Here is a 13,695-nt window from a genome sequence, read left to right on the forward strand (position 1 = left end):
AAAGTATGATGATTTTAATTATTCATCATACTTTAGGAGTAACTCAGATCAATCAATGGCCCGATAGTATAAGAAAATCATATATAAGCGGCGCCGTCAGGGGAGCCTGAAGAGATCCAGAAGCGTGGCGAGCTGTTCATCAATGGGGGCGACGTCGCGCTTAACGATCAGGTGCAGCGGGGTTGCGCGGCGAGCGCCGTGGCTCAGAGGCAGCGGCTTCAGCTCCCCCTGCGCGAGCCGTTGGCGAATGCGCTCTTCGGGCAGCCAGCCGAAACCGACCTGATACAGCACGGCGTCAATCGCGGCATCAATGGTGGAGAAGGTCCACGCGTCGCGGCCCGGCTGGCGCTCGTTGTGGCGATCGGCGATTTGCACCAGCGGCCAGCGGGCGAGGGCGCTATCGTCCAGCGGCCCGTCGAGGGCGGCCAGCGGATGGTCCCGGTGGGCCACGGCGATAAAATCGATGTTCATCAGCCACTCGCCGCGGCCGGTAATATCCTGGCGGCGGGTGAGCACCATCACGTCAGCCTCGCCGCGCGCCGCGCTCTCGTCGCCGACGTTTTCCAGCACCTCCGTTAGCCTGACCTGGGTTTGCGGGTAGCGCTGCTGGAACTGGCGCAGAATAGCAAACAGCCGCTGGCGAGGAAAAATGCTGTCGACCACCAGATCGAGCCTGCTGCGGGCGCCGTTGCGCAGCGCAGCAGCATGGTTCTCCACGTAATAAAAAGCCTGCAGCAGCGGCTTAACCTGGGCGAGCAGCAGTTCGCCCGCCGGCGTTAATACCGCGCGGCGCCCGGATGGCGTCAGCAGCGTCACCCCCAGCCTCTCCTGCAGCAGGGCGAGGTTGTAGCTGACCGACGACTGGCTGCGATGGGTCTCCTCCGCGGCCCTGGCAAAGCTGCCCAGGGCGATAACCTTCTCCAGCAGAGCCCATTGTTCGAGCGTTGTCTTGTGCATAACTCATCTAAAAAGTGGATGGATTCAATCCAAACATAGCGTTATTCATTCATTTTTTAAAGCAGTACGCTGGGTTCCAACAACAGAGGAGCAAGCACAATGAACGCTTTCGACAAACACGATTTGAGCGGTTTTATCGGCAAACATCTGGTTTATACCTACGATAACGGGTGGAACTACGAAATTTACGTCAAAAATGGCCGCACCCTGGACTACCGTATTCATAGCGGGATCGTCGGCAATCGGTGGGTGAAAGATCAGCAGGCTTTTATCGTACGAGTAGGGGCCAGCGTCTATAAAATCTCGTGGACCGAACCAACCGGAACCGACGTCAGCCTGATCGTTAATCTCGGCGACCGGCTGTTTCACGGCACCATCTTCTTTCCGCGCTGGGTTATCAACGATCCGCAAAAAACCGTCTGCTTCCAGAACGAGCATATTCCGCTGATGGAGTCTTACCGCGCTGCCGGCCCGGCCTATCCGACGGAAGTAATTGATGAGTTTGCGACAATTACCTTTGTTCGCGACTGCGGCGCCGACAATGACGCTGTTATTAATTGTCCCGCTAATCAATTACCGGCTGATTTTCCTGCAAACTTGTAATATTCCGGAAATAATTTTGTGATCTACATTAGATTTTATCTTTAGCAGCATCGCGTAAAGTTATATTTATTCTTTAACGGTTTAATGTTTGTTTACTTTACCACCCCCGTGCTCCTGGCCTGCCCTGGGACAGGAGCCGAGTCCCGCCCTTAAAACAGCCATCACAGTTAATAAACTTATTTATAAAACAACTGGTTGTATTGCAGATCGCCAACTATATTAATTTCTTAATATTATCCTAAGCAACCCCGTCTAAATTAAATAACGTCAAATACCCTGCAATGAAAATGTGGCATTGAAAGAATTTCATTTTCATTTTGTTTAAGTCCGCTGGCGCAGGATATTTTTTTCTACCGGCCTGAGTTTGTTCGGGCCATATACAGAGCAGGAAAATGATGAGCGAATTTTTGCCGTTTTCGCGCCCGTCAATGGGTGACGCAGAGCTGGCCGCGCTGCGTGAAGTTTTGCAATCAGGTTGGATCACCACCGGGCCGAAGAATCAGGCGCTGGAAGAGGCCTTCTGCACGCTGACCGGCAACCGTCACGCGGTGGCGGTCAGCTCGGCGACCGGCGGCATGCACGTGACGCTGATGGCGCTGGGCATCGGTGCCGGCGATGAGGTGATCACCCCTTCGCAAACCTGGGTCTCGACCCTGAACATGATCTGCCTGCTGGGCGCGACGCCGGTGATGATCGACGTCGATCGCGATAACCTGATGATTACCGCTGAGGCGGTTGAAGCGGCGATTACTCCCCGCACCAGGGCCATCGTTCCCGTGCATTACGCCGGCGCACCGGCGGATATCGACGCGATTCGCGCCGTCGGCGAGCGCCACGGCATCCCGGTGATTGAAGATGCCGCCCACGCGGCGGGGACGTACTACAAGGGCCGCCACGTCGGCAGCCGCGGTACCGCAATCTTCTCCTTCCACGCCATTAAAAATATGACCTGCGCCGAAGGCGGGCTGGTCGTCACCGATGACGACGAGCTGGCTGCGCGTATCCGTAGCCTCAAATTCCACGGCCTTGGCGTTGACGCCTACGACCGTCAGACCCTCGGGCGCGCCCCGCAGGCGGAGGTGATCTCCCCGGGCTTCAAGTACAACCTTGCCGATATCAACGCCGCGCTGGCGCTGGTGCAGCTGGAGAAGCTGCCGCACGCCAACCAGCGTCGCGCCGACATTGCCCGCCGCTATCTGAGCGAGCTGGCGGATACCCCGTTCGTGCCGCTGCAGGTGCCGGGCTGGGAGCATCAGCACGCCTGGCACCTGTTTATTATTCGCGTCGATGAGGCCCTCTGCGGCATTCATCGCGATGCCTTAATGGAGCAGCTGAAAGCCATGGGGATCGGCACCGGCCTGCATTTCCGCGCGGCGCATACGCAAAAATATTACCGCGAGCGCTTCCCGACGCTGTCATTGCCGAACACGGAATGGAACAGCGCGCGCATTTGTTCACTCCCGCTGTTCCCGGATATGACCGATGACGACGTCACTCGCGTTATCTCCGCTCTGCACCAGCTGTCAGGACGTTAATATGTTTACTTATCCTCCCGTGAAGAAGGTCTCGGTGGTCATCCCTGTGTATAACGAGCAGGAGAGTTTGCCAGAGCTCATTCGCCGCACGGATACCGCCTGCGCCACCCTTGGGCGTGAATATGAAATCCTGCTGGTCGACGACGGCAGCAGCGATGACTCCGCCCTCATGCTGACGGCGGCGGCCGAAGCCGAAGGCAGCCACGTCGTGGCGGTGCTGCTGAACCGCAACTACGGCCAGCACTCGGCGATCATGGCGGGCTTTAGCCACGTCACCGGCGATCTGATTATTACCCTTGATGCCGACCTGCAAAACCCGCCGGAGGAGATCCCGCGGCTGGTCGAGAAAGCGGACGAGGGCTATGACGTGGTCGGAACCGTGCGTCAGAACCGCCAGGACACCTTCTTCCGCAAAGCCGCGTCGAAGACCATCAACCGCCTGATCCAGCGCACCACCGGTAAAGCGATGGGCGACTACGGCTGCATGCTGCGGGCCTATCGCCGCCATATCATCGACGCGATGCTCAACTGCCACGAGCGCAGTACGTTTATTCCGATCCTCGCGAACACCTTTGCCCGCCGGGCGGTGGAGATCCCGGTGATGCACGCCGAGCGTGAGTTCGGCGACTCCAAATACAGCTTTATGCGCCTGATTAACCTGATGTACGACCTGGTGACCTGCCTGACCACCACGCCGCTGCGCCTGCTCAGCGTTTTCGGTAGCGTGATCGCCCTGCTGGGCTTCGCCTTCTCGATCCTGCTGATCGTCCTGCGCCTGGTATTAGGCCCGCAGTGGGCGGCCGAAGGGGTGTTCGTGCTCTTTGCCGTGCTGTTTATGTTTATCGGCGCCCAGTTTGTCGGCATGGGCCTGCTTGGGGAGTATATCGGCCGCATCTATAACGATGTTCGCGCTCGCCCCCGCTACTTTATTCAACGTGTTGTTCGTCAGCCGGAAACGGCATCTCAAGAGGAAGATCGTTCATGAAAGCCGTAGTCTTCGCTTATCACGATATGGGTTGCGCAGGTATTCAGTCCCTGCTGGACGCCGGGTATGACATCGCCGCTATTTTCACCCATCCGGATAACCCCGGCGAAAACCATTTCTTTGGTTCGGTGGCGCGTCTCGCTGCGGAACAGGGTATCCCGGTATGGGCGCCAGAAGATGTGAATCACCCGCTGTGGATTGAACGTATCCGCGAAATAAAGCCGGACGTGCTGTTCTCCTTCTACTACCGCAATCTGCTGGGCGATGAGATCCTCAATCTTGCGCCGCAGGGCGCCTTTAACCTGCACGGCTCCCTGCTGCCGAAGTATCGCGGCCGCGCGCCGCTGAACTGGGTGCTGGTCAACGGAGAGAGCGAAACGGGCGTCACCCTGCACCGCATGATTGGCCGCGCCGATGCCGGCGATATCGTCGCCCAGCAGGCGGTGGCCATTGGGGCCGATGACGTGGCGCTGACCCTGCACCGCAGGCTGTGCACGGCGGCGTCCGAGCTGCTGGGCCAGGCGCTGCCGGCAATCCGCGAAGGCAACATTGCCGCGCGCGCGCAGGATGAGAGCCAGGCGACCTACGTTGGCCGCCGCACGCCGGAAGATGGCCGTCTTGACTGGGAGCAGCCGGCGCAGGCCCTGCATAACCTGGTCCGCGCCGTCTCCGATCCGTGGCCGGGCGCGTTCGGCTACACCGGCGCCAACAAATTTATCGTCTGGAAATCCCGCGTCCGTCACGATCTGCCGGCAGCGCAGCCGGGGACGGTGATCTCCACCGCGCCGCTGGTGGTCGCCTGCCAGGACGGAGCGCTGGAAATCGTCACCGGTCAGACCGATCGCGGCGTCTATATTCAGGGTACGCAGCTGGCGCAGGCCCTGGGCCTGGTCTCCGGCGCGGTGCTGAGCAGCAAGCCGGTCGTGGCGATTAAGCGCCGCACCCGCGTGCTGATCCTCGGCGTTAACGGGTTTATCGGCAACCATCTGACCGAGCGTCTGCTGCAGGACGATAATTACGAAATCTACGGGCTGGATATCGGTTCTGATGCCATCAGCCGCTTCCTCGAGAATCCGCGCTTCCACTTCGTCGAAGGGGATATCAGCATTCACTCCGAATGGATTGAGTATCACATTAAGAAATGCGACGTGGTTCTGCCGCTGGTGGCGATCGCCACGCCTATCGAATACACCCGTAACCCGCTGCGCGTGTTCGAGCTGGACTTCGAAGAGAACCTGAAGATTATCCGCGACTGCGTGAAGTACGATAAGCGCATTATCTTCCCGTCGACCTCTGAAGTGTACGGCATGTGCACCGATAAAAACTTCGATGAAGACAGCTCGAACCTGGTGGTGGGGCCGATCAACAAGCAGCGCTGGATCTATTCCGTGTCGAAGCAGCTGCTCGACCGCGTTATCTGGGCCTACGGCGACAAAGCCGCGCTGCGCTTCACCCTGTTCCGTCCGTTTAACTGGATGGGACCGCGTCTGGATAACCTCAACGCCGCGCGTATCGGCAGCTCCCGCGCCATTACCCAGCTGATCCTCAACCTGGTTGAAGGCTCGCCGATTAAGCTTATCGAAGGCGGCAAGCAGAAGCGCTGCTTCACCGATATCAGCGACGGTATTGAGGCCCTGTTCCGCATTATCGAGAACAGAGACGGCCGCTGCGACGGGCAGATTATCAACATCGGAAACCCGGACAACGAAGCCAGTATTAAAGAGCTGGCCGAGATGCTGCTGGAGTGCTTCGAGCGCCATCCGCTGCGCGGCAAATTCCCGCCGTTCGCCGGCTTCCGCGATGTCGAAAGCAGCGACTACTACGGAAAAGGTTATCAGGACGTCGAGCACCGCAAGCCGAGCATCCGCAACGCGAAGCGCTGCCTGAGCTGGACGCCGACGGTACCGATGGAAGAGACCGTCGAGCATACCCTCGACTTCTTCCTGCGCACCGTTGAGCTGGCGGATGATAAGACATCATGAAACAGGTCGGCTTACGCATAGATGTTGATACCTTTCGCGGCACGCGGGACGGGGTTCCGCGGCTGCTGACCCTTCTGGGCCAGCACGGGATTCAGGCGAGCTTCTTTTTTAGCGTTGGGCCGGACAATATGGGGCGCCATTTATGGCGCCTGATAAAACCGAAGTTTTTGTGGAAGATGCTGCGCTCAAAGGCGGCCTCGCTGTACGGCTGGGATATCCTGCTGGCCGGTACCGCCTGGCCCGGACGGCGCATCGGCGCGGGCAATGAAGAGGTGCTGCGCGCGACGGCGCAGGCCCATGAGGTGGGCCTGCACGCCTGGGATCACTACAGCTGGCAGGCGTGGAGCGGCGTCTGGCCGCAGGAGCGCCTGACCCTGGAGGTTGAGCGCGGGCTGCTGGAGCTGGAGCGGATTATTGGCCGTCCGGTGACCTGCTCCGCCGTCGCCGGCTGGCGCGCCGACCAGCGGGTTATCAAAGCCAAAGAGTCCTTCGATTTTCTCTACAACAGCGACTGCCGCGGCAGCCGCCCCTTCCGGCCGCAGCTCGGCAGCGAGACGCTGGGCACCGTGCAGATCCCGGTAACGCTTCCCACCTGGGATGAGGTGGTCGGCAGCGCGGTGGATACCGGCGGCTTTAACCGCTATCTGCTGGACTGCATTCATCGCGACGCGGGCGTCCCGGTCTATACCATTCATGCCGAAGTGGAAGGGATTGCGTTTGCGCAGCAGTTTGATGAGCTGCTGACCATGGCGGCGCAGGAAGAGATCCAGTTTTGCCCGCTGAGCCAGCTGCTGCCCGCTAATTTTAGCGAGCTGCCGGTGGGTAAGGTGGTCCGCGGTGAACTGGCCGGCCGGGAAGGCTGGCTTGGGCGTGAACAATTATTGAGTCAGGACGTATGAAAAGCATTCGTTATGGTATCTCCCTGCTGGCGCTGTTTGCCCTGTATTACGTACTGCCGCTGAATTTCCGCCTGCTCTGGCAGCCTGACGAGACGCGCTACGCGGAGATTAGCCGCGAAATGCTGGCCTCCGGCGACTGGGTGGTGCCGCATTTCCTCGGGCTGCGCTACTTTGAAAAACCGATTGCCGGCTACTGGATTAACAGCATCGGGCAGTGGCTGTTTGGCCACAACAATTTTGGCGTTCGCTTTGGCTCGGTATTCTCCATCAGCGTGACCGCGCTGCTGGTGGCCTGGCTGGCGTGGCGGATCTGGCGGGACAGGCGGCTGGCGATCCTCTCCGGCGTGATGTTCCTCACCGCGCTGCTGGTCTACGGTATCGGCACCTATGCGGTGCTGGACCCGATGATCGCCATGTGGATGGCCCTCGCCATGTGCAGCTTCTGGGGCGCCGCTCAGGCGCAGACCCGGCGGGGCAAAATTGCCGGCTATCTCCTGCTGGGCGTGGCCTGCGGGATGGGGGTGATGACCAAAGGCTTCCTCGCGCTGGCGGTGCCGGTGGTGGGCGTGCTGCCGTGGGTCATTGCGCGCAAGCGCTGGCGTGAGGTGCTGACCTGGGGCTGGCTGTCGGTGGCCGTCTGCGCGCTGGTGGTGCTGCCCTGGGGGCTGGCTATTGCCCAGCGCGAGCCGGACTTCTGGCGCTACTTCTTCTGGGTGGAGCATATCCAGCGCTTTGCCGAGAAAGACGCCCAGCATAAGGCGCCGTTCTGGTACTACATTCCGTTCCTGATTGCCGGAAGCCTGCCGTGGCTGGCGCTGCTGCCCGGGGCGCTGAAGCGCGGCTGGACCGAGCGCGAAGACGCCCGCGGCGCGCTGTACCTGCTGGGCTGGGTGGTGATGCCGCTGCTGTTCTTCAGCATCGCTAAGGGCAAGCTGCCGACCTACATCCTGCCGTGCTTTGGGCCGCTGGCGATCCTGATGGCCCGCTATGCGCTGAATGCGGCGAAAGCGGGGGCGAAGGTGCTGCGCATCAATGCGATGATCAACCTCGGCTTCGGCCTGGTCGGTCTGCTGGCGGTGCTGGCGCTCTCGCCGTGGAGCTTTATGCACAGGCCGGTGTGGTCGCAGATTGAGCTGTATAAGTGCCTGCTGGCGGCCTTGATATTTGCGGCCTGGGCGCTGGTGGGCTGGCTGACGATGAAGGACAGCGCCCGGCGCTGGCCGCTGGCCGCCTGCTGTCCGCTGGGGCTGGCGCTGCTGGTGGGATTCGCCATTCCTGACCGGGTAATTGATAGCAAGCAGCCGCAGTTTATGATTGATATTGTCGGCGAGTCGCTGGCGCCAAGCCGCTACGTGCTGACCAACAACGTCGGTATTGCCGGCGGCCTGTCGTGGGAGCTCAGGCGCAGCGATATCATTCTGTTCGATAAGCAGGGTGAGCTAAAATACGGTCTCGACTGGCCGGATGCGCAGGGCCGCTTCGTCAGCGAGGGCGACTTTGCCAGCTGGCTGGCAACGCATCGTCAGCAGGGGCCGGTATCGCTGGTTCTGCTGATGGACAAAGGGGAGAGCATGAACGATCTGCCGCTACCAAAACCCGATAGCTCCTATGAGTTAGGGCGGGTTGTGTTTATCCAGTATCTGCCGCAATGAGTATCTGGATCTGCCTGGCGCTCGCCAGCCTGCTGAGCTGCGTCGGGCAGCTGTGCCAGAAACAGGCCACCCGCCCGTCCAAATCCGGGCGGCGCGGACGGCATATTCTTGGCTGGCTGGGGCTGGCGCTGCTGGCGCTCGGCGGGGGCATGCTGCTATGGCTGAGCGTGCTGCAGGCGATCCCGGTGAGCATTGCCTACCCGATGCTGAGCCTCAACTTTGTCTGGGTCACCCTCGCGGCGTGGGGCGTCTGGCATGAGCCGGTAGCGCGCCGCCACTGGGTAGGGGTCGGCTTGATTGTCGTGGGTATCGTCATTCTCGGGAGTAGCGTCTGATGGGCTTAATCTGGGCGCTGCTTAGCGTCGGGCTGGTCAGCGCCGCGCAGCTGCTGCTGCGCGGGGCGATGGTCGAGCTGCCGCCGCTTACCGACCTGGTCACGTTTATCGGCCATCTTGTCCATCTCAGGGCCGGCACCTTCGGCCTGGCGCTGGGGCTGGGCGGCTACCTGCTGTCGATGGTGTGCTGGTACTTTGCGCTGCACCGTCTGCCGCTCGCCAAAGCCTATGCCCTGCTGAGCCTGAGCTACATCGTGGTGTGGGCCGCCGCTGTCTGGCTGCCCGGCTGGCACGAGGCTTTCCGCTGGCGCTCGCTGCTGGGGGTGCTGATTATCGTCGCCGGCGTGCTGACCATCTTCTGGCCGCTGAAGCGCAAAGCCTGACTTAGCCCGCCCGTTCGACCTTGAGCTCGAACGGCGTCGGCGTGCACGCCGCCAGGCTGAGGTCGCCAAGCTGAAGCTGGCTGACCGACAGCCGGGAGCGGAAGGTGCTGTCAACGCTGGCGATCTGCCAGGCGCTGCCGCCGCGCTGCTTAACGATGGCCTCTTTACGCGTCCAGATGCGCCAGAACGCGGCCAGCTGCTGTTCCGGCCGTTCGGCTTCCAGCTGGGCGTGTTCGCCGGAGCTAAACACCGCATTGGCGATCCGACGCCAGTTTTCACGCGGGCGAATGACTTCAATATCGCAGCCCACTTCGCCTTCGTCGCTGAGCAGCAGCGCAATATCGTCGCCGCTGTGGCTGAGGTTAAACCACAGCGGCGTCCCGTCAGCAAACCCCGGCTTGCCCTGCCCGGCGTAGATAATCTCGGGCAGCGGCGTCACCGCCTGGGAGAGCAGCGCGCGGCCTGCCAGCCAGCCGTCGCGGCGCGCGCCCTGCGGCGCAAGGGCACGGAGCGCCGGCGGGAGCGCCCGGGTGCTTAAGGTCGAAATTTTCCCCAGCAAAAGCCGATACATATCAGGACCAACGCTTAATGATGATGGACGTATTGATGCCGCCAAAGGCGAAGTTGTTGCTCTGCAGGTACTCGCAGTCGATCCTGCGCGCTTCCCCCATGATGTAGTCGAGTTCGCCGCACTGGGGATCCGGCTGGCGCAGGTTGAGCGTCGGGACGAACCAGCCTTCACGCATCATCTGCAGGCTCATCCAGGCCTCCAGCGCCCCGCAGGCGCCCAGCGTATGGCCAAAATAGCTTTTCAAGGACGAGATCGGCACGCGGCTGCCGAAGAGGGCGGCGCTGGCCCGGCTTTCGGCAATATCGCCGCGATCGGTTGCCGTACCGTGGGCCGAGATATAGCCGATATCTTCAGGGCGTAAACCGGCCATGCTCAGCGCCTGCGCCATGCAAATTTGCATCGTTTCCTGCTGCGGCTGGGTGATATGCGCGGCGTCGCAGTTGGTGGCAAAGCCGACGATTTCGCCGTAGATCGTCGCGCCGCGCGCTTTGGCGTGCTCCAGCTCTTCGAGGATCAGCGTACCGGCGCCTTCGCCAATCACCAGGCCATCGCGACGCGCGTCGAACGGCGACGGGGTGGTTTTCGGCTCATCGTTGCGCTGGCTGGTGGCGAACAGGGTATCAAAGATCGCCGCTTCGGACGGACAGAGCTCTTCGGCGCCGCCGGCTACCATCACCGTTTGATAGCCGTGGCGAATGGCTTCCCAGGCGTAGCCGATGGCCTGGCTGCCGGAGGTGCAGGCGCTGGAGGTGGGGATCACCCGCCCGCGCAGGCCGAAGAAGAGCCCGGTGTTGACCGCGGTGGTGTGCGGCATCATCTGCACGTAGGTGGTGCCGGTAATGTTGTTGGTATGCTTTTCCGTCAGCATGGTGGCAAACTCGCTCACCGGGCCGGTGCTGCCGGTTGACGAGCCGTAGGCAATACCGGTTTCGCCGTTCGTCAGCACCGCTTCGCCAATCAGGCCGGCCTGCTCCAGCGCCAGCTCGCTGGCGCGGGTGGACATCAGCGATACCCGGCCCATGGCGCGAATACGCTTGCGGGTATAGTGCTCCGGCAGGGTGAAATCGTCGATCGGCGCGCCGAGCAGGGTGTGCAGGCCGTCGTAGATTTGCCACTCCGGCATCTTGCGCACGGCGTTCTCGTAGGCCAGCAGCCTGGCGGAAACGTCCTGCCAGTTTTCCCCAAAGGCGGTGACGCCGCCCATCCCTGTAATCACGACACGGCGTGTCATAACATACCTCCATTGATGGAAATAACCTGGCGGGTAACGTAACCCGCAATGTCGGACATTAAATAGCTGGCCAGCCCGGCCACTTCCTCCGCCTGGCCCATACGCTTCATCGGGATCAGCGCCATCGCCTCTTTCTGCGCGGCCTCTTCCATCTCGATCATCCCGGTATCAATCAGCCCCGGCGCAATGCAGTTGACGGTGATTTTGCGTTTCGCCAGCTCGATGGCCAGCGCCTTGGTGGCGCCGATAATGCCCGCCTTCGCCGCGCTGTAGTTGACCTGGCCGCGGTTGCCCATCACCCCGGAAACGGACGACAGGGTAATAATCCGCCCGCCCTGACGGGCGCCGATCATCGGCATAATGCACGGCTGAATGACGTTGTAAAAGCTGTCGAGATTGGTGTGGATGACGCAATCCCAGTCGTCGTCGCTGAGCGCCGGGAAGGCGCCGTCGCGGGCGATCCCGGCGTTGCTTACCACGCCGTACCACGGGCCGTGGGCGGCGATCTCCTGCTCCAGCACCTCGCGGCACTGCTCGCGGTTGGCGACGTCAAAGCTCAGCACCCGTCCGGTACCGCCGGCGGCCTGCAGGGTCTCGAGGGTCTCCCGCGCGCCCTCGGCGTCGCGATGGTAATGAACGCCGACGGTAAAACCGTCCGCCGCCAGCTGGCAGGCGATAGCGCGGCCGATGCCCTTGCTGGCACCGGTCACTAATACTGAGCGACTCATGGTTTCTCTCCCTGATTAAAAAGCGTCGTTAACTCTTCGGCGGTGGGCTGGAAGGTATTCACCCGGCCGGTTGCCAGCGCCTCATCCCCGGCGCTGATGGCGCATTCAAAGCTGCCAAAACGCGCGTCCTGCATCAGCAGGCTGACGCTGATGGTCAGCGTCCGGCCGGCGGGCAGCACCCCCGCGGCGCAGATAAGCTCTCTGGCGCCGAGCACCATGCCGAGCGCAATAGTGCTTTGCCCCTGCCGGCGGCGATGCCAGCCTGACCAGACGCCGACGGTCTGCGCCATCAGCTCCAGCGCAAACCAGCCGGGCAGGTTGCCGTCGGCGTCAAGAAACGGCGCCAGCACGCCGCGGCCGGTGACGGCAACGCGGCACGCGGCGGTTTCGTCAGTGACCTCCAGCACCTCTTCCAGCAGCAGCATCGGCGCGTCGTGCGGCAGGTAGTCGCCGGGCGATAAATAGTGGTTCATAAAACTCTCCCGAGCAGAATGCTGGCGTTATTGCCGCCAAAGGCGAACGAGTTGGACAGGATCGTCGGACGAGCCAGCGGCTGCGCGGTATCGATGATGCCGCAGGCGGGCAGCGCCGGGTCGCGCGGCGAAAGGCTGAAATCCTGAGCGGGCAGCGGCAGGCTGCGCTGCAGGATCAGCATGGCGATTGCCGCTTCGGTGATCCCCGCCGCGCCCAGCGTATGGCCGGTCAGATGCTTGGTGGAGCTGCACGGCACCTGCTCGCCAAACAGCGCGCTCACCACCTGGGACTCCACCTGGTCGTTAAGCGGCGTGGCGGTACCGTGGAGGTTAATGTAGCCCACCGCGTCGGCGGCGATACCGGCATCGTCGAGCGCCTGGCGAATGGCGCGGATGGCACCCTCGCCCTGCGGATGAGGGGCCGAAATATGGTGCGCGTCGCTGGACTCGCCCACCCCGAGCAGGGCGATGGGCTGCGGCTCGCGGGTCAGCAGCATCAGCGCCGCGCCTTCGCCGATGGTAATTCCGCTCCGGTCGCGGCCGAAGGGCTGGCACAGCGTCGGGGAGAGGGACTCCAGGCTGTGGAAGCCGTTCACCGGCATCCGGCTGAGGGAGTCGGCGCCGCCGACAATCGCCACGTCTGCGAGGCCGGCCTCGATCAGCCGCCGCCCGCTGATTATCGCGCGGGCGCTGGAGGAGCAGGCGGTGGAGAGGGTAAAGGCCGGGCCGTCGAGCTCCAGCCAGCGGCTGAGAAAGCGCGACGGATCGCCCAGCTCCTGCTGCGGGTAGCGCCAGGCCGCGCTCGCCTTCGCGTTGAGGGTTAAGTCCACGTGCCTGTCGCCCTCATCGAGTCCGGAGGTGCTGGTGCCGAGCACCACCGCCACGCGGTCGCGGCCGTAGCGGGCGATAGCGTCGTCCACCTGCGGCTGAATCTGCGCCAGCGCCGCCAGCAGCAGCTGATTGTTACGCGAGCGGTGGGCGGCAAACGCGTCGCCGATGGCGGGCAGCTCGCCGTCAACGCCGCCGAGTATCGCCTGCGGTTGCCCCTGCAGCCAGCCGGCGCGCGGGCGCATACCGGGGGCGATACCGCGCGTCAGGTTACAGGCGATCTCGTCGAGGCTGTTGCCCAGCGCGTTGATCATGCCGACAGCGGAAATGTAGATCATCTCAGTCACCCAGGTATTGAATGGTGATGTGGTAGCCGAAGGCGTGCTGCTGAATGCTGATGGGCTCACGGCGGCCTTTGCGGTTCAGGTAGGTGATTTCCGTCACCAGCCTGCCGCGGGCGTTGCGCAGCTCGCGCCTGTCGCCGGCGTCGGTCAGCGTCCAGCCTTTCGGCAGCTGCGGCTGCCAGGCCGCGA

At 62.2% G+C, this 13,695-nt stretch carries 15 protein-coding genes; 8 read left to right on the forward strand and 7 right to left on the reverse strand.

The features are described 5' to 3' along the window. Nucleotides 1–96: 96 nt before the first annotated feature. Nucleotides 97–957, reverse strand: coding sequence for a LysR family transcriptional regulator (locus PFH44_RS03775; protein ID WP_283824329.1), 861 nt, complete (start codon nucleotides 955–957; stop codon nucleotides 97–99). 99 nt (nucleotides 958–1,056) lie between these two features. Between PFH44_RS03775 and PFH44_RS03780 the strand changes: the two genes are divergently transcribed. From PFH44_RS03780 to arnF, 8 genes are all read left to right on the forward strand, one after another. Next, complete coding sequence (locus PFH44_RS03780; protein ID WP_045853964.1) at nucleotides 1,057–1,560, forward strand: phenolic acid decarboxylase; 504 nt, start codon at nucleotides 1,057–1,059, stop codon at nucleotides 1,558–1,560. Between the two features lie 395 nt (nucleotides 1,561–1,955). Continuing rightward, nucleotides 1,956–3,095, forward strand: coding sequence for a UDP-4-amino-4-deoxy-L-arabinose aminotransferase (gene arnB, locus PFH44_RS03785; RefSeq protein WP_283824330.1), 1,140 nt, complete (start codon nucleotides 1,956–1,958; stop codon nucleotides 3,093–3,095). Between the two features lies 1 nt (nucleotide 3,096). Then, nucleotides 3,097–4,080, forward strand: a complete 984-nt coding sequence (arnC, locus tag PFH44_RS03790) for an undecaprenyl-phosphate 4-deoxy-4-formamido-L-arabinose transferase (RefSeq protein WP_076946192.1) — start codon at nucleotides 3,097–3,099, stop codon at nucleotides 4,078–4,080. After that, nucleotides 4,077–6,062, forward strand: a complete 1,986-nt coding sequence (gene arnA, locus PFH44_RS03795; RefSeq protein WP_283824331.1) for a bifunctional UDP-4-amino-4-deoxy-L-arabinose formyltransferase/UDP-glucuronic acid oxidase ArnA — start codon at nucleotides 4,077–4,079, stop codon at nucleotides 6,060–6,062. Before arnC ends, arnA begins: the two co-directional genes overlap by 4 nt. Next, on the forward strand, nucleotides 6,059–6,961 hold the full coding sequence (arnD, locus tag PFH44_RS03800; RefSeq protein ID WP_283824332.1) for a 4-deoxy-4-formamido-L-arabinose-phosphoundecaprenol deformylase: 903 nt from the start codon (nucleotides 6,059–6,061) through the stop codon (nucleotides 6,959–6,961). The genes arnA and arnD overlap by 4 nt, the downstream gene beginning before the upstream one ends. Continuing rightward, nucleotides 6,958–8,613 (forward strand): lipid IV(A) 4-amino-4-deoxy-L-arabinosyltransferase, encoded by a 1,656-nt coding sequence (gene arnT, locus PFH44_RS03805; protein WP_283824333.1) that lies wholly within the window; start codon nucleotides 6,958–6,960, stop codon nucleotides 8,611–8,613. The genes arnD and arnT overlap by 4 nt, the downstream gene beginning before the upstream one ends. Continuing rightward, on the forward strand, nucleotides 8,610–8,948 hold the full coding sequence (gene arnE, locus PFH44_RS03810; protein ID WP_133600090.1) for a 4-amino-4-deoxy-L-arabinose-phosphoundecaprenol flippase subunit ArnE: 339 nt from the start codon (nucleotides 8,610–8,612) through the stop codon (nucleotides 8,946–8,948). The genes arnT and arnE overlap by 4 nt, the downstream gene beginning before the upstream one ends. After that, nucleotides 8,948–9,331 (forward strand): 4-amino-4-deoxy-L-arabinose-phosphoundecaprenol flippase subunit ArnF, encoded by a 384-nt coding sequence (arnF, locus tag PFH44_RS03815; RefSeq protein ID WP_283824334.1) that lies wholly within the window; start codon nucleotides 8,948–8,950, stop codon nucleotides 9,329–9,331. Before arnE ends, arnF begins: the two co-directional genes overlap by 1 nt. 1 nt (nucleotide 9,332) lies before the next feature. Here arnF and acpT read toward each other — a convergent pair whose 3' ends face one another. The 6 genes from acpT to PFH44_RS03845 all read right to left on the reverse strand — a co-directional run. Continuing rightward, nucleotides 9,333–9,902, reverse strand: coding sequence for a 4'-phosphopantetheinyl transferase AcpT (acpT, locus tag PFH44_RS03820; protein ID WP_045853972.1), 570 nt, complete (start codon nucleotides 9,900–9,902; stop codon nucleotides 9,333–9,335). 1 nt (nucleotide 9,903) lies between these two features. Then, a complete protein-coding gene (locus tag PFH44_RS03825) occupies nucleotides 9,904–11,133 on the reverse strand; it encodes a beta-ketoacyl-ACP synthase (RefSeq protein WP_283824335.1) in 1,230 nt (409 codons plus the stop codon). After that, the gene (locus tag PFH44_RS03830) at nucleotides 11,130–11,861 is read right to left on the reverse strand and encodes a 3-ketoacyl-ACP reductase FabG2 (protein ID WP_283824336.1); all 732 of its coding nucleotides are present in this window, start codon (nucleotides 11,859–11,861) and stop codon (nucleotides 11,130–11,132) included. The genes PFH44_RS03825 and PFH44_RS03830 overlap by 4 nt, the downstream gene beginning before the upstream one ends. Next, nucleotides 11,858–12,334, reverse strand: a complete 477-nt coding sequence (locus tag PFH44_RS03835; RefSeq protein ID WP_076946186.1) for a hotdog family protein — start codon at nucleotides 12,332–12,334, stop codon at nucleotides 11,858–11,860. The genes PFH44_RS03830 and PFH44_RS03835 overlap by 4 nt, the downstream gene beginning before the upstream one ends. After that, a complete protein-coding gene (locus tag PFH44_RS03840) occupies nucleotides 12,331–13,500 on the reverse strand; it encodes a beta-ketoacyl-[acyl-carrier-protein] synthase family protein (protein WP_283824337.1) in 1,170 nt (389 codons plus the stop codon). Before PFH44_RS03840 ends, PFH44_RS03835 begins: the two co-directional genes overlap by 4 nt. Before the next feature lies 1 nt (nucleotide 13,501). Then, nucleotides 13,502–13,695: DUF3261 domain-containing protein (locus PFH44_RS03845; RefSeq protein ID WP_283824338.1), on the reverse strand; the 194-nt coding region annotated here is incomplete at its 5' end.

It is taken from the genome of Klebsiella sp. Ech2A (assembly GCF_030078455.1).
Lineage (GTDB): Bacteria > Pseudomonadota > Gammaproteobacteria > Enterobacterales > Enterobacteriaceae > Klebsiella > Klebsiella terrigena.

What these genes read in the sequence shown, in the direction of transcription:
- acpT (WP_045853972.1), bottom strand. Translation starts at nt 9,902, where the DNA reads ATGTATCGGCTTTTGCTGGGGAAAATTTCGACCTTAAGCACCCGGGCG.
- arnB (WP_283824330.1), top strand. Translation starts at nt 1,956, where the DNA reads ATGAGCGAATTTTTGCCGTTTTCGCGCCCGTCAATGGGTGACGCAGAG.
- PFH44_RS03840 (WP_283824337.1), bottom strand. Translation starts at nt 13,500, where the DNA reads ATGATCTACATTTCCGCTGTCGGCATGATCAACGCGCTGGGCAACAGC.
- PFH44_RS03780 (WP_045853964.1), top strand. Translation starts at nt 1,057, where the DNA reads ATGAACGCTTTCGACAAACACGATTTGAGCGGTTTTATCGGCAAACAT.
- arnF (WP_283824334.1), top strand. Translation starts at nt 8,948, where the DNA reads ATGGGCTTAATCTGGGCGCTGCTTAGCGTCGGGCTGGTCAGCGCCGCG.
- PFH44_RS03835 (WP_076946186.1), bottom strand. Translation starts at nt 12,334, where the DNA reads ATGAACCACTATTTATCGCCCGGCGACTACCTGCCGCACGACGCGCCG.
- arnT (WP_283824333.1), top strand. Translation starts at nt 6,958, where the DNA reads ATGAAAAGCATTCGTTATGGTATCTCCCTGCTGGCGCTGTTTGCCCTG.
- arnC (WP_076946192.1), top strand. Translation starts at nt 3,097, where the DNA reads ATGTTTACTTATCCTCCCGTGAAGAAGGTCTCGGTGGTCATCCCTGTG.
- PFH44_RS03825 (WP_283824335.1), bottom strand. Translation starts at nt 11,133, where the DNA reads ATGACACGCCGTGTCGTGATTACAGGGATGGGCGGCGTCACCGCCTTT.
- arnD (WP_283824332.1), top strand. Translation starts at nt 6,059, where the DNA reads ATGAAACAGGTCGGCTTACGCATAGATGTTGATACCTTTCGCGGCACG.
- PFH44_RS03775 (WP_283824329.1), bottom strand. Translation starts at nt 957, where the DNA reads ATGCACAAGACAACGCTCGAACAATGGGCTCTGCTGGAGAAGGTTATC.
- arnA (WP_283824331.1), top strand. Translation starts at nt 4,077, where the DNA reads ATGAAAGCCGTAGTCTTCGCTTATCACGATATGGGTTGCGCAGGTATT.
- PFH44_RS03830 (WP_283824336.1), bottom strand. Translation starts at nt 11,861, where the DNA reads ATGAGTCGCTCAGTATTAGTGACCGGTGCCAGCAAGGGCATCGGCCGC.
- arnE (WP_133600090.1), top strand. Translation starts at nt 8,610, where the DNA reads ATGAGTATCTGGATCTGCCTGGCGCTCGCCAGCCTGCTGAGCTGCGTC.